Annotated in this window: 25 protein-coding genes; 10 read left to right on the top strand and 15 right to left on the bottom strand. The window is 45.7% G+C overall.

Annotation, left to right across the window (positions count from 1 at the left end):
* Positions 1-162 precede the first annotated feature (162 nt).
* The 5 genes from QUA45_RS08305 (at position 163) to QUA45_RS08285 (ending at position 4,661) form a co-directional block, all read left to right on the top strand.
* Entirely contained in the window at positions 163-1,296 is a 1,134-nt protein-coding gene (locus QUA45_RS08305; protein ID WP_333039380.1) for a cob(I)yrinic acid a,c-diamide adenosyltransferase, read from the top strand.
* Positions 1,297-1,759: 463 nt separating this feature from the next.
* Positions 1,760-3,739, top strand: a complete 1,980-nt coding sequence (locus QUA45_RS08300) for a calcium-binding protein (RefSeq protein WP_333094237.1) — start codon at positions 1,760-1,762, stop codon at positions 3,737-3,739.
* A gap of 24 nt (positions 3,740-3,763) precedes the next feature.
* The gene (locus QUA45_RS08295) at positions 3,764-3,994 is read left to right on the top strand and encodes a hypothetical protein (RefSeq protein WP_333220240.1); all 231 of its coding nucleotides are present in this window, start codon (positions 3,764-3,766) and stop codon (positions 3,992-3,994) included.
* Between the two features lie 63 nt (positions 3,995-4,057).
* Positions 4,058-4,249, top strand: a complete 192-nt coding sequence (locus QUA45_RS08290) for a DUF6883 domain-containing protein (RefSeq protein WP_333094234.1) — start codon at positions 4,058-4,060, stop codon at positions 4,247-4,249.
* A 154-nt stretch (positions 4,250-4,403) separates the two neighbouring features.
* Entirely contained in the window at positions 4,404-4,661 is a 258-nt protein-coding gene (locus QUA45_RS08285) for a DUF4926 domain-containing protein (protein WP_333220238.1), read from the top strand.
* Between the two features lie 271 nt (positions 4,662-4,932).
* On the opposite strand, the gene QUA45_RS08280 is transcribed toward QUA45_RS08285, so the two are convergent.
* The 4 genes from QUA45_RS08280 to petN form a co-directional block, all read right to left on the bottom strand.
* Positions 4,933-5,121 (bottom strand): CsbD family protein, encoded by a 189-nt coding sequence (locus tag QUA45_RS08280; RefSeq protein WP_015175540.1) that lies wholly within the window; start codon positions 5,119-5,121, stop codon positions 4,933-4,935.
* A 90-nt stretch (positions 5,122-5,211) separates the two neighbouring features.
* Complete coding sequence (locus QUA45_RS08275) at positions 5,212-5,448, bottom strand: DUF167 domain-containing protein (protein WP_333220236.1); 237 nt, start codon at positions 5,446-5,448, stop codon at positions 5,212-5,214.
* A complete protein-coding gene (locus tag QUA45_RS08270) occupies positions 5,445-6,044 on the bottom strand; it encodes a DJ-1/PfpI family protein (RefSeq protein ID WP_333094229.1) in 600 nt (199 codons plus the stop codon). The genes QUA45_RS08275 and QUA45_RS08270 overlap by 4 nt, the downstream gene beginning before the upstream one ends.
* Before the next feature lie 90 nt (positions 6,045-6,134).
* Positions 6,135-6,224, bottom strand: coding sequence for a cytochrome b6-f complex subunit PetN (gene petN, locus QUA45_RS08265; RefSeq protein WP_071883976.1), 90 nt, complete (start codon positions 6,222-6,224; stop codon positions 6,135-6,137).
* An 82-nt stretch (positions 6,225-6,306) separates the two neighbouring features.
* Here petN and QUA45_RS08260 point away from each other — a divergent pair, with 82 nt between their 5' ends.
* Positions 6,307-6,786 carry a hypothetical protein gene (locus tag QUA45_RS08260; protein WP_333094227.1) on the top strand — a complete coding sequence of 160 codons (480 nt, stop codon included), beginning with the start codon at positions 6,307-6,309 and terminating at the stop codon, positions 6,784-6,786.
* A gap of 137 nt (positions 6,787-6,923) precedes the next feature.
* Here QUA45_RS08260 and QUA45_RS08255 read toward each other — a convergent pair whose 3' ends face one another.
* The 6 genes from QUA45_RS08255 to QUA45_RS08230 all read right to left on the bottom strand — a co-directional run bounded on the left by QUA45_RS08255 (position 6,924) and on the right by QUA45_RS08230 (position 14,454).
* Positions 6,924-7,598, bottom strand: coding sequence for an SDR family oxidoreductase (locus QUA45_RS08255; protein WP_333220234.1), 675 nt, complete (start codon positions 7,596-7,598; stop codon positions 6,924-6,926).
* 151 nt (positions 7,599-7,749) lie between these two features.
* Positions 7,750-8,361, bottom strand: coding sequence for a methyltransferase domain-containing protein (locus QUA45_RS08250; RefSeq protein WP_333220232.1), 612 nt, complete (start codon positions 8,359-8,361; stop codon positions 7,750-7,752).
* Positions 8,362-8,596: 235 nt separating this feature from the next.
* Entirely contained in the window at positions 8,597-9,640 is a 1,044-nt protein-coding gene (gene bioB / locus QUA45_RS08245) for a biotin synthase BioB (RefSeq protein ID WP_333220230.1), read from the bottom strand.
* A gap of 17 nt (positions 9,641-9,657) precedes the next feature.
* Entirely contained in the window at positions 9,658-10,962 is a 1,305-nt protein-coding gene (bioA, locus tag QUA45_RS08240; RefSeq protein WP_333220228.1) for an adenosylmethionine--8-amino-7-oxononanoate transaminase, read from the bottom strand.
* A 220-nt stretch (positions 10,963-11,182) separates the two neighbouring features.
* Positions 11,183-12,595: an adenylate/guanylate cyclase domain-containing protein gene (locus tag QUA45_RS08235; protein ID WP_333220226.1), complete on the bottom strand. Its 1,413-nt coding sequence runs from the start codon at positions 12,593-12,595 to the stop codon at positions 11,183-11,185.
* Between the two features lie 389 nt (positions 12,596-12,984).
* Positions 12,985-14,454 carry an adenylate/guanylate cyclase domain-containing protein gene (locus tag QUA45_RS08230; RefSeq protein WP_333220224.1) on the bottom strand — a complete coding sequence of 490 codons (1,470 nt, stop codon included), beginning with the start codon at positions 14,452-14,454 and terminating at the stop codon, positions 12,985-12,987.
* Between the two features lie 304 nt (positions 14,455-14,758).
* Here QUA45_RS08230 and QUA45_RS08225 point away from each other — a divergent pair, with 304 nt between their 5' ends.
* Entirely contained in the window at positions 14,759-15,508 is a 750-nt protein-coding gene (locus QUA45_RS08225; RefSeq protein ID WP_333220222.1) for a methyltransferase domain-containing protein, read from the top strand.
* A 145-nt stretch (positions 15,509-15,653) separates the two neighbouring features.
* On the top strand, positions 15,654-17,012 hold the full coding sequence (locus QUA45_RS08220) for an FAD-binding oxidoreductase (RefSeq protein WP_333220220.1): 1,359 nt from the start codon (positions 15,654-15,656) through the stop codon (positions 17,010-17,012).
* Between the two features lie 151 nt (positions 17,013-17,163).
* Here QUA45_RS08220 and QUA45_RS08215 read toward each other — a convergent pair whose 3' ends face one another.
* From QUA45_RS08215 to QUA45_RS08205, 3 genes are all read right to left on the bottom strand, one after another.
* Positions 17,164-17,550: a hypothetical protein gene (locus tag QUA45_RS08215; RefSeq protein ID WP_333094211.1), complete on the bottom strand. Its 387-nt coding sequence runs from the start codon at positions 17,548-17,550 to the stop codon at positions 17,164-17,166.
* Positions 17,551-17,718: 168 nt separating this feature from the next.
* Positions 17,719-18,609 carry an ABC transporter permease gene (locus QUA45_RS08210; protein ID WP_333094209.1) on the bottom strand — a complete coding sequence of 297 codons (891 nt, stop codon included), beginning with the start codon at positions 18,607-18,609 and terminating at the stop codon, positions 17,719-17,721.
* Between the two features lie 153 nt (positions 18,610-18,762).
* Complete coding sequence (locus tag QUA45_RS08205; RefSeq protein WP_333094207.1) at positions 18,763-18,948, bottom strand: hypothetical protein; 186 nt, start codon at positions 18,946-18,948, stop codon at positions 18,763-18,765.
* A gap of 534 nt (positions 18,949-19,482) precedes the next feature.
* Here QUA45_RS08205 and QUA45_RS08200 point away from each other — a divergent pair.
* A complete protein-coding gene (locus QUA45_RS08200; protein WP_333220218.1) occupies positions 19,483-19,980 on the top strand; it encodes a transposase in 498 nt (165 codons plus the stop codon).
* Between the two features lie 205 nt (positions 19,981-20,185).
* Here the strand turns inward: QUA45_RS08200 and QUA45_RS08195 are convergent, their stop codons facing one another.
* Together QUA45_RS08195 and QUA45_RS08190 are read right to left on the bottom strand one after the other, a co-directional pair.
* Positions 20,186-20,347 (bottom strand): hypothetical protein, encoded by a 162-nt coding sequence (locus QUA45_RS08195; RefSeq protein ID WP_333220216.1) that lies wholly within the window; start codon positions 20,345-20,347, stop codon positions 20,186-20,188.
* A gap of 16 nt (positions 20,348-20,363) precedes the next feature.
* Complete coding sequence (locus QUA45_RS08190) at positions 20,364-21,650, bottom strand: Glu/Leu/Phe/Val dehydrogenase (RefSeq protein ID WP_333094202.1); 1,287 nt, start codon at positions 21,648-21,650, stop codon at positions 20,364-20,366.
* A 317-nt stretch (positions 21,651-21,967) separates the two neighbouring features.
* On the opposite strand from QUA45_RS08190, the gene QUA45_RS08185 reads away from it, so the two are divergent.
* Positions 21,968-22,364, top strand: a 397-nt coding sequence (locus tag QUA45_RS08185) for a DUF4126 domain-containing protein (protein WP_333220215.1), incomplete at its 3' end; no start/stop codon positions are given.

Below are 22,364 nucleotides of genomic sequence, written 5' to 3'. Positions count from 1 at the left end.
CGGAGGTTTAAGCACCTGATTGCGTTAAATCGTGGCTTAAAAGATTGGGGGTTAGAACTTATCGTATAATCTGTTGAGATCCGCCAAAAGAATGGAAAAATTAAACCTTCAAGGCGCGCGATCGAATACCCACCCCGATACAGACTCAAACAACTGCTGATTATGGTAAGGAATGGCATTGGTATTCGGACAGCCTCATCCCGATCGGAACGTGCCGCGGGTCAGATTCACGTCTACGACGGCGCTGGTAAAGGCAAGTCTCAGGCAGCTTTGGGAGTAGTGTTGCGGTCGATCGGGCTGGGTATCAATTCTGACTCGCCCACGCGAGTTTTGTTGCTGCGCTTTCTCAAAGGCCCCGGTCGCTCCTACGACGAAGACGGAGCAATAGAAGCCTTGCAACGGGCATTTCCGCACTTGATCGACCAAGTGCGAACCGGCAGAGCGGAATATTTTGGGGCCGAAGCAATCACCCGCTTCGATCGCGCGGAAGCTCAGCGAGGCTGGGATATCGCCAAAGGAGCGATCGCCAGCGAGCTCTATTCCGTCGTGGTACTAGACGAACTAAACCCCGTATTGGACTTGGGTTTGCTGCCAGTTGACGAAGTAGTCCAAACCCTCAAAAACAAACCAGAGTATTTAGAAGTAATCGCCACAGGCCGAGCGGCCCCGGAAGCTTTGCTGGAGATTGCCGACTTACACTCAGAAATGAAGCCCCACTATCACCCCGCAGCGGCAGAGCATCATATTTCGGGTATCGAAATATACACCGGAGCGGGCAAAGGCAAGTCTACAAGCGCTTTGGGCAAAGCTTTGCAGGCAATAGGTAGGGGTATCAGTCAAGACCAATCTCACCGGGTGTTAATCGTGCAGTGGCTAAAAGGCGGCACCGGTTATACAGAAGATGCGGCGATCGCAGCTTTGCGCCAAAGCTATCCACAGCTAGTAGACCACCAGCGGTGCGGCCGAGATGCTATAGTTTGGCGGGGGCAACAGCAAGAGCTAGACTGCATAGAAGCAGAACGCGGTTGGGAAATCGCCAAATGTGCGATCGCCAGCGGCTGGTACAAAACGATTATTCTCGACGAACTCAATCCCACAGTAGACTTAGAACTGCTGCCGGTAGAGCCGATCGTCGAAGCTCTGCTACGCAAGCCGCGGGATACAGAAATTATTATCACCGGGCGTTGCCACAAACCCCATGCTTACTTTGACTTGGCAAGCGTACACTCCGAGGTATACTGTCACAAACACTACGGCGATCGGGGCGTAGAACTAAAGCGGGGCGTAGACTTTTAAAGCCCGGAGCGGTACGCAGTTCAATCCGGGTCAGAATTATTAAATGACGACCCTGCCTGGAAAACCGGAAATTGCCACAAAGCCTTGTTACCAAGTAACAAATCTCCCAATTTCCCTTGTCTTCCCGATCACCCAGATCTGCCTTTTTTAATCTTTAATTTCCTCCCCCGGACGCGATCCCCGACCGCCAATCCAGAGTGGAACATTAAGAATATGAGCCGCGTCTTATGGAGCGTGAGCACCTGAGACAGTGCACCAGGATTATTAAAGGGTGAAGACTTTGAAAATAAAAGCTTACAAGCAAAAAAACCGCGAGGGAGAAAGTCTAGACAGGGTTAACGCCAGTAGGCTAGACTTGCGGCTGGCAAACAGGTTAAACTACAGCGGAATCCAAACATTCGGTGTTCTAGGCAGTGTCTGTAGTCGCACCAGCGATGACCAACAAGTAGAGGAGTGAAGCTTTATGACAACGTTAGATGACAATCCTAATCAACTAGATTTAAACCTTCCGGGACTAGGCCCGGATACAGTATTCGCCGGAGCTGGGGCGGATTTCGTTAGAACTTCCACCCTGGGCGGCAGCTTAATATTTGGCCAAGGCGATAACGATACTCTGATTTCAGTTGGCCCGAACGATACTCTATACGGCGGCGACGACGAAGATTCAATCAGATCTCAGCGCACTCCGGCTTTGCTGTTTGGCGACGCAGGCTCGGACACCATAGTCGCTGAAGCCCGCGCTACCGTGGCCGGCGGTTTGGGAGAAGACATCCTCCAAGGTACTGTCGAAGCTAACCTGATGTTTGGTAATCAGGGCGCAGATACGATTCTGGGAGGGGCGCAGAGAGGAGATTCCCTCTACGGCGGTAAGGACAATGACGCGATCGGCTTCTTCATTGCAGGCGGTGGCAACAACCTTTCTTTACAGGGTGGCTTGGGTATTGGCTTCGCTGGCAATGAAGGCAGCAACTACTTGCGGGGTGATAATGGCGACGACTTGGTTGTAGGTATCAATGTAAGAGACACTCTCTTTGGCGGTAAAGGCAACGACACCCTAAGAGGTGTGGCCAGCAACAGCTACCTGTCGGGCGATCTTGACGACGACATCTTAGTGATTACCAACAGTACGCAAAGCAGCCCATTTACTTCCTCCGTCATCACGATCGGAATTGAGAGAACCACCTTGATTGGTGGTGGCGGCAACGATTCTCTCACCGGGGCGATCGGCGAGTTTGGCGGCGGCAGAAACTTCTTTGAGGGCGGCGACGGCAACGACACGATCAACGTTTTTGCTACTTCGGATACTGCGTTGGGAGGTGCAGGCGACGACTTCATCGTGTCGGCGTCGGTGCCGAATGTAATTTCGAGCGTAGGCGCCTCCAGTTCATTCCCAGGCTTCGCGGGTCGCAACTTGCTCGACGGCGGAGTAGGCAATGACACGATCGTCGCTGCCTTCTCCAGCGATACGATGATTGGCGGCGAAGGCAACGACAGCCTGAGCGGTACCTTTACTAACGCAGCCGGTGGAGATGGCAACGATACTATCAATGCTACCGCTGCCTTTTTTGGTAATGCTACTGGTACTGCTTTGATTACTCTCGAAGGCGGGCTAGGCAACGATCTGTTAATTGGCTACACCAATCCTACTGGCAGCTTCACCGTTACCAACCTCATGAACGGTGGCGAGGGAAGTGACACCATCATCTTTGGCAGCCAGCGCGATCGCGTGATTGGCAACTTTGCGGGTAACGACTTCATCTCCTACGCTAGCAGCATCACCTTTACTGGCACAGCCGCCAACTTGATTAGCGATACCTTAGGCAGCAACTTCATTATTGGTGGCAACGGCACTGATGTGGTCACTACTGGTAACGGGGATGACATCCTGTTCGGCGACTCATCCAATGCTACCGACTCCCTCGGAGGAGCTGGGGACGATACCTTAAATGCCGGTGCCGGAAACGACACCATGCTGGGCGGCTTTGGTAACGACTATTTGATCGGCGGCGACGGTAACGACTCTCTCGGAGGCGGGCCGGGTGCTGACACGCTGATTGGTGGCAGTGGCAATGACAGCTTCTACTACAACAACTTCGGCGAAGGCGCAGTGGGTACAAACACAGACCAAATCGGCGATTTTACGATCGGTCAAGACAAGTTTATCTTCCAACTCAATGGCTCCAACGGCTTCCCCAACTTGAGGGTAGTGCCAAATACGAATCGAATTTCTTCGCAGGCCTTCTTGGCGGTTGAGAGTGGGTCTTACAACAGCAGTTTTGGTCCAGCCGGGGCAGGCCCGACAGAGCCGTTCGTCTTTTATGAAAATTCAACTGGACGACTAGGATTTGACTCTGACGGTTTTGGTGGTTCTGACCGAGGCGTTACACTGGCAATTCTGAATGGCAGACCTGGCATTACGGCTGCTGACATTACCCTGATTTAATTTGGGTAAAAGTGGATCGGGTCGATGCTGAAACATCGCCCGCGCCAACTCTCAAAACTAATTGTGGTATGTTTCGAGCTGGGGATATCCATCCCTGGCTTTTTTATTGGCATTGGGAATTGGGCATCGGGGATTGGGCATTGGGCTTTGGGCATTGAAAGGAAGGGCAGATTCACCGATCGATCCATTTTGCCACGCATCAATAATGTTGACAAACCAGCCACCCAACTCAAAGACGATATAATTGACATTTGAGTAAAAGTCGATTATCGTAGCAGACTAATATTCTATTTTGTTATTCAAAAACAGTTATTAATAGTGAAACTGTCCAATGGTCATCTAACAGATTTAGGCAATAAAATAGAATTATATTCTTTAAATCATAATCATCAAGAAGGAAAAAATAAAGCTATTTTGTTTGCCAGTAAGTTAGGCATTACCATAAAAAATGCTGAAATGCTCAAACAGGCTTTAAAAGAAGCTGCTATCAACGAAGATGTTGTTATTTAAAAAAACAATGAATACGGAACACATTACCACATGAAATTATTGCTAAAAACCGAAGTAGGTGAATCTCTGATTCTAGCAGCTTTAATCGTCCGCGCAGGTAAAATTTTACCCAGATTAACAAGTTGTTATTCCGTCAAAAAGTGAGGTAAAAACAATGAAAATAATTAAAGACATTAATATTGTTGATTTAACTGAAGATTTAGAAGCAACCCATTTTGAAAAAAAACAAATCATTAAATTATATAAAGGAGAAGTAGGCACAGTCGTGGTGGAATTTGATGGCAGTGCTTTTGAGGTAGAATTTTCTCATCAAGGTGGCACAACTTATGGAAGGAAAACAGTTCCCGCCACAAAATTATTAATGCTTTTGTATTATGAATTACTAGAATCTGTAGGGGCAGTTCTCCGATGAATTTTGCCACGCACCAATAATGTTGATAAACCCGCTCCCACCCAACAAATAACCCCGATTAAGCATCGTCGCCCAAGCATTAAATTCAATTAATTCTGAATTTTGGGCTGGGGGGAGGTGGGTTTATGAGATGGTTAGTTTTGGGCAATTATGGTTGGTAAAACCTGGCCCAAGATATTGGTACAAATGATTGAGGCTCATTATAAAAAAATCCCGCAAACATATTGTTTGCGGGATTTAGTAGGCAGGAAACTTGTAGCGAATACTGTTACTAAGCTCGGTCTACAATCTCTTTGGCTTTATCTTTGAGGTCTTCTTTCAGGTGAATTGCGGATGCTTCATCTTGCTTGGCTTGACCTTCTAATTTATCTTTCTGATTGCCTGTAACTTCGCTAACAGCTTCTTGGATTTTGCCTTCAATATTCTTTGCTGTTGCTTCGACTCTATTTTCAATGCTCATAATTTTATATTCTAACTCTACAACTATAATATATACTTTTAAAGCTGAGTCTATATCCCTCTTTAGATAGATTTGTTATTACCCTTATTTCTAAGTTAAAGGTTCGATTGGAATTTCCACAAGTTTATTTCTGGAGGAAAAACCGGATTTAATGTCGATCGCAGATTTCGGCACTTTAAACTTTTTCGCCAACAGCATGATTAATTCTTGGTTGGCTTTACCATCAACGGGCGGGGATTTGAGATGTATTGTGAGGCTGCCGTCGGGTTGTTCTGCGATGCTTTGCTGTTTGGAATTCGGTTTAACTTTGACTGTGAAAATACTCACACTTCGACTTTCTCTAAATGTTCTATCTTCGTTCCCAAAACTTTCAGGAATTCAGCCAGCCAGTTAGGATGTGCTGGCCACGCGGGGGCGGTGACTAAATTGCCATCGACTACGGCTTCGGTAACTGGAACTTCTGTATATTTGCCGCCTGCCCGGAGTACGTCGGGGCTGCAAGCGGGGTATGCGGTGCAGCGTTTGCCTTCGAGTACGCCGGCTGCTGTTAGAACCTGTAAGCCGTGACAAATAGATGCGATCGGCTTTTTGCTGTTGGCAAAGTAGCGGGTAATTTGCAGCACTTGTTCGTTGAGGCGGATGTATTCTGGGGCGCGTCCTCCGGGGATAATCAAAGCGTCGTAGTCGGCCGGGTTGATTTCGTCAAAAGTCGCGTTTAAAGTGAAGTTGTGACCGGGTTTTTCGCTGTAGGTTTGATCGCCTTCAAAGTCGTGAATTGCGGTGCGAACTGTTTGACCTGCCACTTTGTCCGGGCAGACGGCGTGGACGGTGTGACCTACCATTTGCAGTGCTTGGAAGGGAACCATTACTTCGTAGTCTTCTACAAAGTCGCCGACTAACATTAAGATTTTTTTGGCTGTCATGTTTCCAACTCCTGTTATTTTGATTGTGTTAAATAGGATTAAAAAAATGCGGGGCAGTTAAAAAGCTTGCCCCGCAAGCTATTGTGGAATCTAGAAACCGTTGCGTCCCCAAATGACCATTGAAATTGAGAAGGAGAACAGAACTAGCACCGAAACCCAACCGAGTGACAAAATATCCATAGCTATTTATTGAACAAACTGTACAAAGTGACTCCAAACCTTATGATAAGTCAATTTGAGCCATTTTTGAAATGAGGGCGCTGTGAAGGACTCGTCAAATTTTAGTGCGGCTGAACGGGTAGAATCTTTGAAGGCAGGGAGTGTTGCTGCTTTGTCTTGTTTGCTTAGTTTTGGGGCGATCGCCCTTGGTAATAGCTTAATTCTAGCGGATAGGTTCGATTCTCTGGCGAGTTTGCAGGTAAGGGAAATTGACCTAAATTTTGCGTTCAGAGGGACGATCGCACTTTTGGGCGGTTTTTTGTTCGGGGTGACTTACCGCTATGCGATTCGCCGAGATGTTAACCCGCAGCTTAAATCGGGCGCGGTGTTGGCTTTTGGGTTGGTGCGGGCTTTTGGACAGTTGGATGCTGGATTGTCGTTTGATGCCGGGAAGATGCCCGCACTACAGGAGTTATTGCCGTTTGCGGTTCGCGGTGTCGAGAGTGTGGTATTGTTTGCGATCGCGGGTTTGGTTTTGGATTGGGCGATAGGGCGATCGTGGATTAAGCCCTTTGATTCTTGAGTGCAAAATCTTGCAGCATTTTTAGGAACAGGCAAGATGCCTGTTCCACAAAATTTCAATTTTATTGTGGGGTGGGCTTCTAGCCCGCCCAAAACATACAATTTAGCGAAACAGCTTATTTTGCGCTAAACCGGCCCCTAAAGATTTAACACCTCAAATTCTGGATTGCCGTAAACCATCTGTTTATCTACCGCCGACAAAACTTTATTGTTAGCAGCATCAGAAACTAAACACTGACAAACTAGCTGCGCTACATCTGCCCGATGAATCGTTCCAGAAACTCGACAATCTTCTGTTAAAATACCGTTGCCGGTTGCAGGTTCCGATTTAAGTCCACCGGGACGAATCACTGTATAAATCATCCCGCTTGCTATCAAATGATTTTCGGCTTTTTCCTTTTCAATTAAAACCGGGCGCAAAGTTTCTAAAGCTTGGGGCGGCAAAGCGCCGGCACTATTACCGCTGCCGATGGATGAGACTAAAAGAAATTTTTGCACGCCTGCTTTTGCCGCCGCATCAATCAAGTTTTTGTTGCCCAAATAATCGGATATTTCTCTATCTTTTGGCAAGCTGCCAATTGTGCTGATTACTGCATGAATTGGCTCACCGCCAGCCATGGCCACTTCCATCGCGGCAGCATCCAAAGCATCGCCAGTGACGACTTTGATGCCCATTGCTTCTAATTCGGTGCTATTTGCGGGCGATCGCAAAAGTGCAGTTACTTGCATCTTTTGTTCTACCAACAACTTCGCGATTTCCAGGCCTACGCCTCGGCTAGCACCCGCTAAAAAAATGTGGGATTTGTCTGTCATGTTAATTATGTTTTAAGTTGTGCATAAATTGGATGTTTTGACTGGGAACAGTATACAACAATCCTCTGTAAATGTTTGAATTAGTTTTTTTAACCGCAGAGGAAGAGAGGGCAATGATTCGCAATTACCTATTGCCAATTTCCAATTTACGTTAGATTTTTTTGCCCACCATTACTACCCAAGATTGAGCTTCGCGTGGTAAGCCGGGGGGGCGGTAGTAGTGATTTACAATTTCAAATCCCGCTCGTTCTAAACAAGGGGCTAAAGTATGATATTCCCATCCGGCAGTATAGCGTTTTCCCGTTGGTCGCTCGTCGTATCCCTCCCAATTTCCCCGGCACATTGACATGACAATTGCACCGTTAACAACTAAGGCTTTGTGCAAATCTTGCAGCACTTTCACCATCTCGTTGCTGGGAACGTGAATCAGGGAAGCATTGGCAAAAATACCGTCAAATTCTGCATTTGGCAAGTCGAGATTCAGAAAAGATTGCTGCCAAACTTCGCATCCCGATAACTTCTTAGCTATTTCTACAAAAGCTGGAGTTGCATCTAAGCCTACAACTGTGTGTCCTTGGCTCTTGAAGGCTACTAAATCTCGTCCCGGCCCGCATCCTATATCGAGTATTTTACCGGGATTGCGGGGCATAGCAGCCGTCAGTGCGGATCGATTTTGGGATACGTCGTGATGCCAAGTTCCTTCTCGGAAAGATTCGGCAGTTAGCTGGTATTCTGCGATCGTAATTTCTTCGCGTTTGTCCACAATTTCCCCCTCTTGTATTATTTTAGATTTTAGATTTTAGATTTTAGATTGAAGAAGGTCAACGGTAGAATAAGGGTTTCTGGCTACAATCTAAGAACTTAAGGCTGACGCATTTGCTATCTCAGAAACCCGGTTTCTATCCGCCCATACGTAAGCGTGAAGTAGAGATATTGGGTAGGGACACGGCACTGCCGTGTCCTACTCTATTTCATTCGATTGAAAACTACTATAATAGTTAAACAACCAGGGTTTTTTGTTCCGATTTGGTAACTGCTGAATCAACTTCTAAGAGAGAACCTTCAGGGGATTCGATCGCAAATCCCGCATCTCGAATCATGTCCCAATCTTGATGGGCAGCTTGTCCGGGAGTTGTCAGATAATCGCCAACAAAGATAGAATTAGCGGGGTAGAGTCCGAGAGGTTGCAGCGATCGCAAATGCACTTCCCGTCCCCCAGCAATCCGAATTTCTTGACTGGGAAGCAAAAATCGGAACAAACAGAGAATTCGCAAACATTGGCGGGGAGTTAACCGATTCACCTCTGCAAATGGTGTGCCGGGAATCGGAATGAAAAAGTTAACTGGCACGCTAGTAACGCCCAATTTGCGAAGCGAAAGCGCTAAATCGATCGCATCATCATCCGATTCGCCCATCCCCAAAATTCCGCCGGAACAAGTTGTGATCCCCGCTGCTTTTACGTGTTCGACGGTTTCCACCCGATCGCCAAAAGTGTGAGTCGTGCAAATATCCGTGTGATATGATTCGGAAGTATTGAGATTGTGATTTACGCGATCGACTCCAGCTTTAGCCAAACGGTGAGTTTGTTCCTCGCTCAACAATCCCAAACAAGCACAAATTTTCAGGTTATAATTTGCCTTCACAGTCTCGACAGCATCCAAAACGCGATCGAAAGTAGATGCGTTAGGTTGACGCCCCGAAATCACCAAACAAAACGTACCAGCTTTTAACTCTGCTGCGCGTTGGGCGGCATCCAGAATTTTATCCTTAGCTAAAAGCGGATATTTCTCAATTTCCGCAGTCGAAATTTTTGACTGAGAACAATAATGGCAATCTTCAGGACAAAGGCCGCTTTGAGCATTTAACAAATAGTGCAGCCTGACTCGGTTTCCCCAGTAGTGGCGGCGCACCCGATAAGCTGCGTTTAGTTGTTCCAGCAAAACCTCATCCGGTGCGCGCAATACGGCTAAAGATTGCTCGCGAGAGATACATTTGCCCGCCAGCGCGTCGTCAGCCAAATCGTTCCAATTGGGTAAATTCATTACTAAAATTAAAGGGTTTACAGAGTATCCAAAACCTGACGAATCACCCGATAAATCGATTCTAGTTCATCAGGAGAAATGCAGTAGGGAGGCATCAAGTAAAGCGTATTTCCCAAGGGGCGGAGCAAAAACCCCGCTTCGAGAAATCTGGCTTTCAATACAGGAGCAATGTCATTAAAATAACCGGAAACGCTTTCGGTTTTCACATCCATTGCTGCGATGGTGCCGCAAGTCCGAATCCGTTCGAGTTTAGGATGATTTCTCAACCATTGATTCAGATATTGTCGGTGCAATTTTTCCATCTCTTGATACACATTTGGGTTTTGATCCAAAAGCTCCAAGGATGCTACACTCACCGCACAAGCTAAGGGATTTCCGGTGAAAGAATGACCGTGAAAAAAAGCTTTGTCCGATTCATCTCGCCAGAAAGCTTGATAAATATCCTCCGACGCCATTGTGACAGCAATTGGCAAACAGCCGCCAGACAATCCTTTAGACAAACACAGGATATCCGGTGAAGTTGCAGATTTAACCGAGGCAAACAGTTCGCCCGTGCGGCCAAAACCCGTCATTACTTCATCGTAAATCAACAATACATTAAACTGGCGGGCAAGTTTGGCGAGATCCTGCAAAAACTCAGGGCGGCACATTCGCATTCCCCCGGCACCTTGCACCAAAGGTTCGATAAAAATACCCGCATAGCCACCCTGCTTTAACAAAAACTCCAACTTCTCTAAACTCGTCGCCTCCTTGCTTTCCACCTCCTCATCGCCGTCAAAAGTCGCGGGAAAAGGAACAACATCCCCAGCAAACATTAAAGGTGCAAAAGATTCCCACCACAGCGAACTTCTGCCAGCAGACATCGCGCCCACAGTATCGCCGTGATAACCTCCCTCAAAACTAATAAAGCTAGTGCGATCAGTTTCTCCGAGATTGCGCCAATATTGAAATGCCATTTTCAGAGCAACTTCAACAGCAGTCGAGCCGTTATCAGAAAAGAAAATCCGCGTTAAAGAAGCAGGCGTATGAGTTAGCAATTTACTCGCAAGTTTCTGGGCAGGTTCGTGAGTAAATCCCGCAAAGATTACGTGTTCTAACTTTTGGGCTTGTTCGTAAAGAGCCTCAGCGAGAACCGGATGACTGTGCCCGTGAACAGTCACCCACCAACTAGAAATGCAGTCGAGAATTTGTCGCCCGTCTGCTAATTCCAGAACCGATCCTTTGCCGCGAATTACCTTCAGCGGCGGGGCAGCCGTTTTCATTTGCGTGAATGGCTGCCAAATCGGTGAACTAGAAGAATTCTGTTCATTATTAGCCGTCATTTTTACCCTGGTAACTAATATCAACTCGCATTTTAATATAGCAATGTTAACTTACTTGGCAACTCTTTATCTTCTCTTCTGTTTTCTTCTCTTCTGTTCCTTCGCGTCCTTAGCATCTTCGCGGTTCGTTCAAAAAAAATATAGTTTGGTGGCGAGGGCGGTTGCCCTGCAACGTCAGCCCCCATACCACGTATTCGCGGGCGATGGTTAAAATTGTCAGTTACAATTTTCTGCCTTTGAGCAAATAAGTCGTCATAGATCCTTTGCCTTTAACATTAATTTTACCGCGCTTTTCCAACAAATACTTATCGCACAGCAACTCATAAGTTGAGTTGCTAACTTGAATTTTACCCGGAAGTCCCTGAGATTCCATGCGGCTTGCTGTATTCACAGCATCTCCCCACAAATCGTAAATAAACTTTTTAGTGCCGATAACACCTGCTACTACAGGCCCAGTATTAATGCCAATGCGGATATTGAGAGGTTTACCGCATTCGTCGCGGAATTTCATAATTTCTTGCTGCATTTCCAGGGCCATATCGGCAATAGATTCGGCGTGATTTGTACAGGGAAGTGGCAAACCGCCTGCTACCATATAATTGTCGCCTATCGTCTTAATTTTTTCTAAGCCGTATTGCTCGCTCAAGCTATCGAAAGATGAAAATATTTTGTTAAGCAACTCGACTAATTCTTCAGGAGACGTGCGCGAAGATATTTCGGTAAAGCCCACAATATCAGCAAACAAAACCGTAACCTCGGCAAATCCGTCCGCAATATTTATCTGACCTTGTTTTAGGCGATCGGCAATCATTACCGGTAATATATTTAGTAATAAACGTTCCGACTTTTCTTGTTCGGCGCGCAATACTTCTTCAGCTTGTTTCCGCTGTGCAATTTCCTTGTATACTCGGTGAAACATTTGATTGAATGCGACCATGAGTTCTCCCAACTCGTCATCACGCTTGACAGACAGAGAGTAGAAATCAGGTTGTTCTCGATCTTTGCTCAAAGCGTCTCCGGCAGCGATCAAGTCATCGCGCAATCTCAAGAGAGGTGAAATTACTGTCACCCCTAAAAAAAACATAGTCACAGAAGTGACAAAGGCTGATATAATGATGACTAGAACGGCAATCCGCCCGATAAATGCGTAGAGTTCCGGTTGAACGGTGGAAGCATCGTGCCGAACAATTAAGATGTAATCGCCTCCAAAATGTCGCTCCGTCCAAGCAATATCGTAGCGCTTGCCATCGAAATTGTGACTGTGAACTATACGAGCTCTTTTTAGTTGCTTTAAACTGATTTCTGGCGGTTCGCCAAGTGTATATATTAGCTGACCGTTAGCTTGGTAAATAGATAGTCCTAAGACTACTTGAGAATCCTTAATAATATTTTTTACTTCTTCTTGCAAGAAAGTGCGATCGGAAATATCTTGTTGGAGCAAAAACTCTAGGGAATCAACAGTCGCCCGAGATACCTGTTCCAGTTGGCTTAAAAGTTCATTTTCTCGCCGAAAATAAGAGGGAACTAAAATAATTCCCTCTATGACAAGAATGCTAGCAAATACCCACAAAGCTATTTGCCTAGACAAGCGAGATTGGAAAAATTTTAAGAATGATAAAATCCGCGATCGCATAAAATTTACTATTTTGTCAATGGCTAATGTAGGACATAGGAAAAAAACCGGGTTTCTGGTCATCAAGTTTGGGTGTGTCAACGACGCAACCGCGCAGAAACCGGGTTCTCAAATCTCCTGTGTAATTTCTGTAATTGTCAGTAGTCAACAGCCAGCAGCCATTAACTGTTAGTTCTTGGCTGACGACTAACAACGAATGACTGATGACCCGCCCAAAAACGGATACCAGCCCCCGACTTAACTCGCGGATATATAAAAATTTTAGACCAAAGTTCAAGCTCCCAGATTCACCTGTGCAGTAAATCTAAAATCTAAAATCTAAAATCTAAAATCTAAAATTGACTGACTCCGGACTAACTAGCATACCCCTTAATAATATAATAAACAAATTAAACCGAAACTGCGCTAACTAGCCTGCCTGCAAGCAGATAAGTATTCATATCGCCCTTGCCTTTGATGTGGATAATTCCTCTGTCTTCAAACCGATACTTATTTTGCAAGATATCGTAAGTTGATTGTGTGACTTGAATCGCGCCGGCAATCCCGTGGGATTCCATGCGGGCTGCTGTATTGACGGCATCGCCCCAGAGGTCGTAAATAAATTTTTTAGTGCCAATAACCCCCGCAATTGCCGGCCCGGTATTGATGCCGATGCGAATGTTAATTCCTGCATGATGTTTGGCATTAAATTTTGCTAATTCCTCCTGCATATCTAAAGCCATTTCTGCAATGCTTTCTGCGTGGTTGGTGCTGGGATTTGGCAAACCTCCCACTACCATGTAAGCATCTCCAATTGTTTTGATTTTTTCCAAGCCGTACTTTTCCGTTAAGCTATCGAAGGCTGAAAAAATTTCGTTTAGAAACTTGAGCAGTTCTTCGGGAGATATTTGTGCTGAAAGCACGGTAAAGCCTACGATATCCGCAAACAAAATCGTGACTTCTGCGAAGCCGTCAGCAATACTGCTTTGACCGTCTTTTAACTTGGCAGCAATGGATTCCGGTAAAATATTGAGCAGCAGGCGATCGCTCTTTTCCTGTTCTTTTACCAATTCTACATTAATTTCTTGCAATTGTGCCGTGCGTTCCCTGACGCGCTGTTCTAATTGTTTAGCATTCTGGCGCAACCTGCTGATAGATAAAGTTAATCCTGTAACCCCTAAAAGTGAAAGTCCTACTAACAGTAAAAACAGGTTTTTAAGCTCACTTTTAGTATTTTGAGTGATGGTATCCAGAGGTTGAATAATTTCTAATATACCCCGCACATCTCCCACTTTCCAATCAGTTTTAGGACTGTCACGGTGAGTATTGTGACAGTTCACGCAGCTAGAAGTTAGAATATCTGCCTCGGCATATCGAAAGGCTGGTTTGCCGCGATAATTCTCACGGCGGACAAACTTTTGTGTCGGATTTTGCGTCAAATACGTAATAGCTTGCTGTTCAAAGTCGTCTCGGACTCCGCCTTCTTTTCTCCGCCAGGGAAACGGGTAGTTACTGTAGAGACGAAGTGATACTTCTGGATTTTTTTTTGTGATATGGTTGCCGAGTTCTATTAAGAAACTGGCTGGTACGGGAACTGTTACTTTTGTCGGGTTGTAGTCGTGGGTAAAGTTAATCGCTTTAGCAGTGTTGAGAGGACTAACAACATCGGAACTGTAAAGGGTGCGGGCTTCTTTAACAGCTTGGGCATAGAGGGTGGCATTTTGGAGGGCTTGCGATTCAATTAGGGTGGAGGAAAGACGAGACATATTTTCCATCGCTACTCCTACACCTATACAAAATAAAATTGTCACTGCAAGGAGAATTCGCTTGTAAATTAATTGGCTGATGGCAGCCCGAATTCGATAAATCAACTGGCGCATGGTATCCTCAAGTGTGAGGTTTAATCTTAATTGGAATTTATGCACTACTAACATAACACTGCTTTTTCAGACTGTTTTGCTGGCGTCCGGGGTAAAGCAAGACTCTGTGAGTGCAACCAAGGGTTAATTATTGTTTACCGCGAGTGTTTCGCTTATCCGTAAGAATACCCATAACTTTATAGGGATTTTTTGTTGAGTGAAGTACAGATGCTCGGTTAAAGACACCGCAGTGCCCTGTCCCTAGTTCACGCATTTTTTGCTTTATCTCGGTTAGGATAACAATTGTAGTCTCTGGTTGGCGATCGTGAATTCTGACTCTACTGTCTCACTTACTAACAACGAAATTTTTCCGGGAGAAGTTTTCGTCAACACTGCCAATTTTGATACTGGCATTCGGCGACTTTTACCTAAATATGACGAAATGCTAGACGTAGTAGCAGGCTGCATTGCTAACACAAACCACCGCATTTTAGAACTCGGCTGCGGTACGGGGGAACTCACTTTAAAAGTTCTCAAACGCTACCCGTCTGCGGAAATAGTTGCTGTCGATTACTCGCCGCGAATGCTTGATTTTGCCCGCGCCAAAATAGAGTATGCAGGATACACAACTCGGTGGACTGGGATAGAAATGGATTTTGGAGAATGGGCGAACAATCCAAATTTATCAGGCTTGGGCGATAAATTCAATGCTTGCATTTCATCTCTGGCAATTCACCATCTTGAGGACGAGATGAAGTTGAAATTGTTTCAACGCATCCGCGAAAGTTTAAATGCTGGTAGCTGTTTTTGGAATGCCGATCCTCTTTTAGCAGAATCAGCAGCAATGAAAGATATTTATCAAGCGGCGCGAGAAGATTGGGTACTAAATCAGGGGGAAACGTTAGCCGAAATTCGCGCAAATGTGGGGACGAGTGTCTCTTACGGTTATTCTAATCCCGATCGCCTAGCTACACTTTCGGCACAGTTAGAAATGTTGGTAAAAGCTAGATTTGACACTGTTGCAGTTCCTTGGAAATACTACGGTATGGCAGTGTTTGGGGGATTTGTTAATTGAAAAAAGCAGTCCTGGACGCAGAACTTTTATATGTAGGGTGCGCCTGGACGCACCTTATTACTTAAAGAAAGATTGCAGTTAGTATTTTATGTTATTGGGCTATGCTGGAGAAAATATATAATACTGTCAGGATTTAGGAAACAAAATGACTGCAACTGCGATTCAAAGTATTGACTGGGATGCTTTTTCTTCGGAACTATCGGGAATTGAAATAATTAGCGATCGCGCGCAAGTTGTCAAGCTATCTCAAGATTATTATCACTTCAGTCCAGTTTTGCAACCTCTCTTAAGTGATAAAACAGGAGATTTAGTAGTTCGTCCCGCCAGCGAAGCCGAAGTTTTGCGGATTGCTGCCGCCTGCGTCAAATCCAAAATTCCGCTAACTGTTAGAGGTGCAGGAACGGGCAATTACGGGCAGTGCATTCCCCTGAAGGGAGGCGTCATTTTAGATACCAGCAAAATGAACAGTATCCGCTGGATAAAACCGGGTTTAGCTTGCGTAGAACCGGGGGTGAAAATGTCGGCTTTCGACAAACAAGCCCGAGAAACTGGTTGGGAATTGCGGATGGTTCCCTCAACCTATCGCACCGCAACGATTGGGGGATTTATCGGCGGCGGTAGCGGGGGAATTGGTTCGATAACTTACGGGCAATTGCGCGATCGGGGAAATCTTTATGCCGTTCGAGTTGTTACAATGGAAGACGATCCCCGTGTCATCGAATTACGCGGCGATGAAGTGCAGAAAGTCAATCACGCTTACGGCACAAATGGGATTATTACTGAGTTAGAAATTCCCCTCGCCCCTGCTTATCCTTGGGCGGAAATCATCGTCACTTTTGACGATTTTATGACATCGGCCAACTTCGGTCAAGCTTTGGGCGATGCTGACGGAATTATCAAAAAACTAATTTGTGTTTGTGCTTGGCCGATTCCTGCTTATTTTGCTGCTTTCCGCGATGCAATTCCTGAAGGTAAGCACTGCGCTTTGTTAATGGTGGCTGAATCTTGTCTGGAACCGCTGCAAGATTTGGTGCGGGAATATGGCGGCACAATTTGCTATCAAAAAAACGCGCAAGCAGCGAGCAAAGGTGCAGCCCTTGCTGAATTTACTTGGAATCATACCACTTTGCACGCTCGCAGCGCTGACCCGTCTCTGACTTATTTGCAGACGCTTTTTCCCCCAGATAAAGGTTTGAAGTTAATTGAGGAACTGTACAATTATTATGGGGATGAGGTGATGATGCACTTGGAGTTTTTGCGGATGAACGGCAGGGCGATCGCCGCAGCTTTGCAAATAGTTCGCTACACTACCGAATCACGGCTCAATGAAATTATTCGCTATCACGAACAGCAAGGCGCACTGATTGCTAATCCTCACACTTATATATTGGAAGATGGAGGGATGAAAAGTATTAATGTGGAACAGTTGCAGTTTAAAGAGTTGGTCGATCCTTACGGTTTGCTTAATCCGGGTAAAATGCGCGCGTGGTTGGAACGGGATTAAGGAGGATGGTTTTTAGATAAGATTCGGATCTTGAAATCGCTGCTACACAAACTTTCGTCCATCTCACTTGAGACGAAGAAATTAGTTTTCTATGTCGGAAGTTTTTAGCAAATAAAAACTCAAGTCCTTGGTGCGAACAAAACTTGTCAATCTAAGGGACGGGGGCGGTAACTTCTGCTGGTGCGATCGCGGGTGAAGGCACTGTTGGGTCTTGTTTTTGCAGCAAAAGGCGCTGTTTGTTGCGAAATTCTGCGGCCGCATCGTTCAAATTTTGGCGCTGTTCGCTATTAAATTCTTCCATGCTGCGTCCGCCTCCCAAATTGGACCGGTGAATTAAATCAAATATTCCGCTGCCGCTGCTGCGGCCGGAAAAGGGGTCGGTATTGTCTTGAGTTTGAAAGTCTTGCAGCGGTTGGGCATTATTTAAACCGCTGGCTTGAGCGAAGCTTGCTTGAGGCGATAACAGAGTACAGGATGCGATCGCGCTTGCAGCAATCCCCATCATCAATTTGCCCGATTTGGAAGTTTTGGTGTTCATAATTTATTAGTTGAACTTTCAAAAAAACAATTCTATCTAAACAATATTCTGACTTGTGACTAAATATTATATTACTTCGCTGGGGCTAAGGACACGGCAATGCCGTGTCCCTACAATTGATGGTGCAGGTTAAACGATCGCCCGCAGATAGGTCGCGATCGCCCTTCCTCACGCAAACCGGCGTCGCAGCAGCGGTTGAATGCTCAGCAGTGCCACCAAATCAAAGGCTAGCAATACTAACAGCGCTCCTCCAAAGGTAACATTACCCCAAGGAGCCTGCATCACGACACTGGCTAGGGACCAATCGCTGTGCAGGTACAGGTAGCGGATGGGTTCGATCGCGTAACTCAGAGGATTGAGAGTCACCACAACTTGCAGCCACTCTGGCATAAATGACAGCGGCGCGAGGGCTGTGCTGGCAAATAACAGCGGTAGGTTAGTAACAAAAATTACCGCTATTAATTCTACGTGGCCGGGAAGGGCGAAGGCTAAACCCAGACTCAAGCCGGTGACGCCCAAAACTAATAGTAGGACAATTAGGGCGATCGCCCCGAGTCCGGCAATTCCGGGGAATCCGGCGCCCAAAAATGCTCCGGCCGTGACAATTGTGCCGGTTTGGATGAAGCTGAGGGTGACGATAAAAATAGCCGAAGCGAGGACGATCGAAAATCTGGAAGCCAACGGCGCGACTAATAAGCGGTTGAGAAATCCGAACTCGCGATCGAACATAATCGGCAAACCAGCATTCAGCGCCCCGGCAAATGCAGTAAAAACGATTACACCAGCACCGAGAAATTGTCCGTAATTCTGGCTTTCGCCGAACAAGCCTGCGGGAGCATTTTCAAACAGAGCTCCGAACAAAACCAACCACATCAGCGGCTGAATAATTCCTGCAACTAGCGTCGAGGGGCGGCGCTGCAATTGAATAAACAGGCGCTTGGTTAAGGCGAGAGTTTCTTGGATGAAGTCGCCCAGCAGGGAACTGGAAGTGTCAGCGGATTCCGTGGAGAGTGGCCGCTGCTGGTTGAGGTTGTTGGGGGATGTAACAGTACCGCTCATAATTGCTTGCGCTGATTTTGATTAAATCTAACTCTCTTTACAGTAGCAAGTCTGGAGGTATTGGTGGTGTTGGGCGGGCGATCGCCCTTACAATTGTTGGGGGTCCATGCCTTTTTCTCGCAGCCATTCTATTAAAGCTTGATAGCGCTGCTGTTACTGTTGTCGCAGAGTGCGTTCTTCTTCTAGCTGTTGTTGAACGAGTTGTTTTTCTTGCTGTTCGCGTGCAAGTTGGCTTTCCTGTCCTCGAAGTCGATCTAATTCTACGGAAGTGAGGAATTTGCGATCGTCTGGGCGATAAATTTCCAGGGTTTCTGGTGTAATTTGAAACCGTATGCCCAAGCGGGGGCTAACCCATTACTCACAAGTTACAGCACTTCCGGGTGTTATGAGGTACAATAAGAATAGATTAAAAGAATACACCAAGGAAAGCGTATTCAGTAAATTTGCAAACAAAAATAGTAGCAGCCCATCAAGATCAGAAGCTGTCGATCAGAAAAAAAGCAGCGATATTTTCCGTCAGTAAAAGCTCTGTTCAAAAACTGGTCAAGCAACAAAAAATAGAGGGAAACTTACACCCGAAACCCAGGGGCAAACCGAGATACAGTCATTTGAATTATTCCACAGCAGAGTTGAGACAAAGAGTGGCAGCACCTCCCGATTCTACCTTACTAGAATTGTGTGAGTTATTTGCCCAGGAGACGGGAAATTGGGTGGGTAGAACAGCCACGTGTAACGCTTTACAAAAGTTGGGATTAAATCGTAAAAAAAACACAGTGAGAAGTAGCCAAGCTGGCACAGAAAGAGTCATGAAATTAAGGTGAGAGCATTGGGAAAAAGTCAAGCATATCGACCCCAAAAATCTAGTTTTTTTAGATGATACAGGAGTATTACGCTTGTTTAACCAGAACTCATGCAGGTTCCCAACGAGGAACGAGAGCCTATGCTGTCAAACCTTTTTATCGGGCCAATAAAATCACAGTAATTGGTGGAATTAGTTTCCAGCCAGTAGTGGCATTAATGACCATAGACAACTCGACGGATGGCCTAGCATTTGAGGTGTTTATCGATCAATGTTTAGTGCCACACTTGTGGTCGGGACCAGTAGTAGTGATGGATAACTTACCAGCGCATAAAGTAGATTCAATTAAGCCTATGATTGAAGCGGTGGGTGCTTCTATTTTGTGCTTGTCCCCATACTCTCCTGATTTTAATCCAATTGAATTATGGTGGTCGCAACTCAAATCTTTATTGCGACTGTTTTCGCAAACCAGCACTAAAATGGTTGACACGATAATTGCTGTGCCTCTTGACTTGATTAATCCGAAACATCTTAAAAACTGGTTTACTAATTGCTGCTACTGTACCTCATAACATCCGGAAGTGCTGTAAAAAAGAATGCCCGTATTGTGCAGCGGCGATTGATTTAGAAAATTGCAAGATCCAAACTTAAGCATGATCTCGCAATATGGTGTTTGTTCGGGGTAATCCTCCGGTGGTTGCCCCTACATGATAAGTGCGGGTCTTGTACAATTAGGTAGTTCGTAAAAATTAACATATTTCTCTCTATTTAAAATCTCTATTTTAAAATATCTTTCCGCTTGTGCAATAGCAAAGTTGCGGTCAAATAAACTGCTGCGTGCAGGCCTAAAATTTCCCTATTCCGAGCTAAGTTTTGCCAAGTCGGTTCGTAGACTGCACTCTTCTCGAATAACTGCGGTAAGATTGTGCGATCGCACAATCTTACCGCACTTCCCTCAACCGTTCACATAATAATCCCGCGTTCCCTTCGCATTCATCGCTTCCCCGAGTCGATTTAACCCGTACACGTAAGCAGCAGTTCTCATGGAAACTGACAATTCCTGAGATTCTTTCCAAATTGCTTCTGTTTCTTCAACCATTTTATGCTTCAACCGCTGGTTGACTTCCTCCAGCGTCCAATAAAGTCCGCTGCGATTTTGCACCCACTCGAAATAACTAACCGTTACGCCTCCGGCATTAACTAAAATATCAGGAATTACGTGAATTCCCCTCGTTTCTAAAATCAAATCAGCAGCAGAATCAATCGGGCCGTTAGCTACTTCAAAAATAAACTTAGCCTTAACATCATTAACATTCGCTTCCGTTATTTGATTCTCCAAAGCGGCTGGAATTAGCACGTTTACATCTAATGCTAAAAGTTGCTCATTTGTCAAGATTTCGTGTTCGATAATATTGCAAACAGAGCCTTCACAGTAAAGAGCTTTGATACCTTTGTGAGAGTCTTTAAAGCCTCGAATACTGGGGATATCCAGCCCTTGTTTAGCATAAATTCCCCCTTGGGAATCGCTGACAGCAACAACTTTGTAACCTGCTTTCCAGAGCAGTTCAGCTATTTCGGCACCTGCATTACCAAAACCTTGTACTGCTACAGTGGTATCTTGAGGATTGAGTTCAAATTTGGGTAAAATAGTTTCTACTACAAAAAAAGCACCCATTGCTGTTGCCGTATCTCTGCCCAGACTGCCACCAATTGTCACTGGTTTTCCAGTCACCACCGCTGGAGAAAGCTGTCGCTTAATAATATTGTACTGATCCATCATCCAACCCATAATCATGGGATTGGTGTAGACATCCGGTGCGGGAATATCGACATCGGGGCCGATGAAATCTGCGATCGCATCGACATAGCCCCGGCTCAACCGTTCCAATTCCAGTTTAGACAATTCCTTGGGATTGAGAGTAATTCCGCCCTTGGCTCCTCCAAAAGGCAAGTTCAAAACTGCACATTTAAAAGTCATCCAAAATGCTAAGGATTGCACTTCATCAAGGGATACTCCCGGATGATAGCGCACTCCTCCTTTAGACGGGCCTCTGGTATTGTCGTAGCGCACCCGATAACCTTGAAAAATTCGCAGGGAACCGTCGTCCATCCGCACGGGAATAGATACAATTAAACTGGATTTGGGATATTTCAGCCGTTCGATCGTATCCTCGGAAAGGGACACATATTTTAAGGCTCGTTCTAATCGGCGACTGGCATCGGCAAATAATGAATCAGACATAAGAAGTTAGTTGACTGTTGACTGTTGTTAGTTGACTGTTGTCAGAGAGAAGAAGGCTTGGAGTGCTTAAGCTAATTTAATCACAATCCTGGTTGAATGCTGCCTCCTTTCTTCTGACAACAGTCAACTACCTTGTGTCGATCGACTTTTCGAGCAGTGCCAAGCAGCGATTAAGCAGATACACTTACAATAGAAGGTGATATTTAACCTCAAGCCGCAATTTGAGTTCGATTGCTCAAATTACAGCCAGCCATCAGGGGAATTAAATTCTGAAATAGATCGAGGCTTTAGCTGACGTTAGAAACTGAATTATTATTATGGTTGGACTCCTAGCCGCACTCTCTGCGTCTGCGGCAGGGGGTATGAGAATTGCCCTGCCCCTGCTGTTAATTGGTTTGTTGCGGATTGACAAACTTTGGTCAGAAATACCTTTATTGTCGGGGGTCCCCCCCCAAGTGGCTATCACCATCTTGGTGAGTTGGTCGCTGTTAGAGTTATTTGCTTCTAAAACTTTTGTGGGGCAGCGGGTGCTACAAATTGTGCAAATTATTTTCAGCCCCATTGTAGGAGCAATTATGGGAATTACGATCGCTCAATTAAGTTCGATCGAGGAAATTATTGCTCACCCTTGGATGCTGTGGATAATTGGTATTGTCGGAGGTTTGTTGGCTTTAGTGCTGCAACTGGTACAAGCAGGATGGTTTTATCGGCTGC

The sequence above is a fragment of the Microcoleus sp. Pol12A5 genome, from assembly GCF_036701435.1.
Lineage (GTDB): Bacteria > Cyanobacteriota > Cyanobacteriia > Cyanobacteriales > Microcoleaceae > Microcoleus.
Note: the sequence above shows the minus strand (reverse complement) of the source record. Positions and strands in the feature narration are given on the sequence as shown.

What these genes read in the sequence shown, in the direction of transcription:
- bioA (WP_333220228.1), bottom strand. Translation starts at nt 10,962, where the DNA reads ATGACGGCTAATAATGAACAGAATTCTTCTAGTTCACCGATTTGGCAG.
- QUA45_RS08235 (WP_333220226.1), bottom strand. Translation starts at nt 12,595, where the DNA reads ATGCGATCGCGGATTTTATCATTCTTAAAATTTTTCCAATCTCGCTTG.
- QUA45_RS08285 (WP_333220238.1), top strand. Translation starts at nt 4,404, where the DNA reads ATGAAAATAATTAAAGACATTAATATTGTTGATTTAACTGAAGATTTA.
- QUA45_RS08230 (WP_333220224.1), bottom strand. Translation starts at nt 14,454, where the DNA reads ATGCGCCAGTTGATTTATCGAATTCGGGCTGCCATCAGCCAATTAATT.
- bioB (WP_333220230.1), bottom strand. Translation starts at nt 9,640, where the DNA reads ATGAATTTACCCAATTGGAACGATTTGGCTGACGACGCGCTGGCGGGC.
- QUA45_RS08305 (WP_333039380.1), top strand. Translation starts at nt 163, where the DNA reads ATGGTAAGGAATGGCATTGGTATTCGGACAGCCTCATCCCGATCGGAA.
- petN (WP_071883976.1), bottom strand. Translation starts at nt 6,224, where the DNA reads ATGGATATTTTGTCACTCGGTTGGGTTTCGGTGCTAGTTCTGTTCTCC.
- QUA45_RS08220 (WP_333220220.1), top strand. Translation starts at nt 15,654, where the DNA reads ATGACTGCAACTGCGATTCAAAGTATTGACTGGGATGCTTTTTCTTCG.
- QUA45_RS08210 (WP_333094209.1), bottom strand. Translation starts at nt 18,609, where the DNA reads ATGAGCGGTACTGTTACATCCCCCAACAACCTCAACCAGCAGCGGCCA.
- QUA45_RS08200 (WP_333220218.1), top strand. Translation starts at nt 19,483, where the DNA reads ATGATACAGGAGTATTACGCTTGTTTAACCAGAACTCATGCAGGTTCC.
- QUA45_RS08295 (WP_333220240.1), top strand. Translation starts at nt 3,764, where the DNA reads ATGCTGAAACATCGCCCGCGCCAACTCTCAAAACTAATTGTGGTATGT.
- QUA45_RS08255 (WP_333220234.1), bottom strand. Translation starts at nt 7,598, where the DNA reads ATGACAGACAAATCCCACATTTTTTTAGCGGGTGCTAGCCGAGGCGTA.
- QUA45_RS08190 (WP_333094202.1), bottom strand. Translation starts at nt 21,650, where the DNA reads ATGTCTGATTCATTATTTGCCGATGCCAGTCGCCGATTAGAACGAGCC.
- QUA45_RS08270 (WP_333094229.1), bottom strand. Translation starts at nt 6,044, where the DNA reads ATGACAGCCAAAAAAATCTTAATGTTAGTCGGCGACTTTGTAGAAGAC.
- QUA45_RS08280 (WP_015175540.1), bottom strand. Translation starts at nt 5,121, where the DNA reads ATGAGCATTGAAAATAGAGTCGAAGCAACAGCAAAGAATATTGAAGGC.
- QUA45_RS08300 (WP_333094237.1), top strand. Translation starts at nt 1,760, where the DNA reads ATGACAACGTTAGATGACAATCCTAATCAACTAGATTTAAACCTTCCG.
- QUA45_RS08215 (WP_333094211.1), bottom strand. Translation starts at nt 17,550, where the DNA reads ATGAACACCAAAACTTCCAAATCGGGCAAATTGATGATGGGGATTGCT.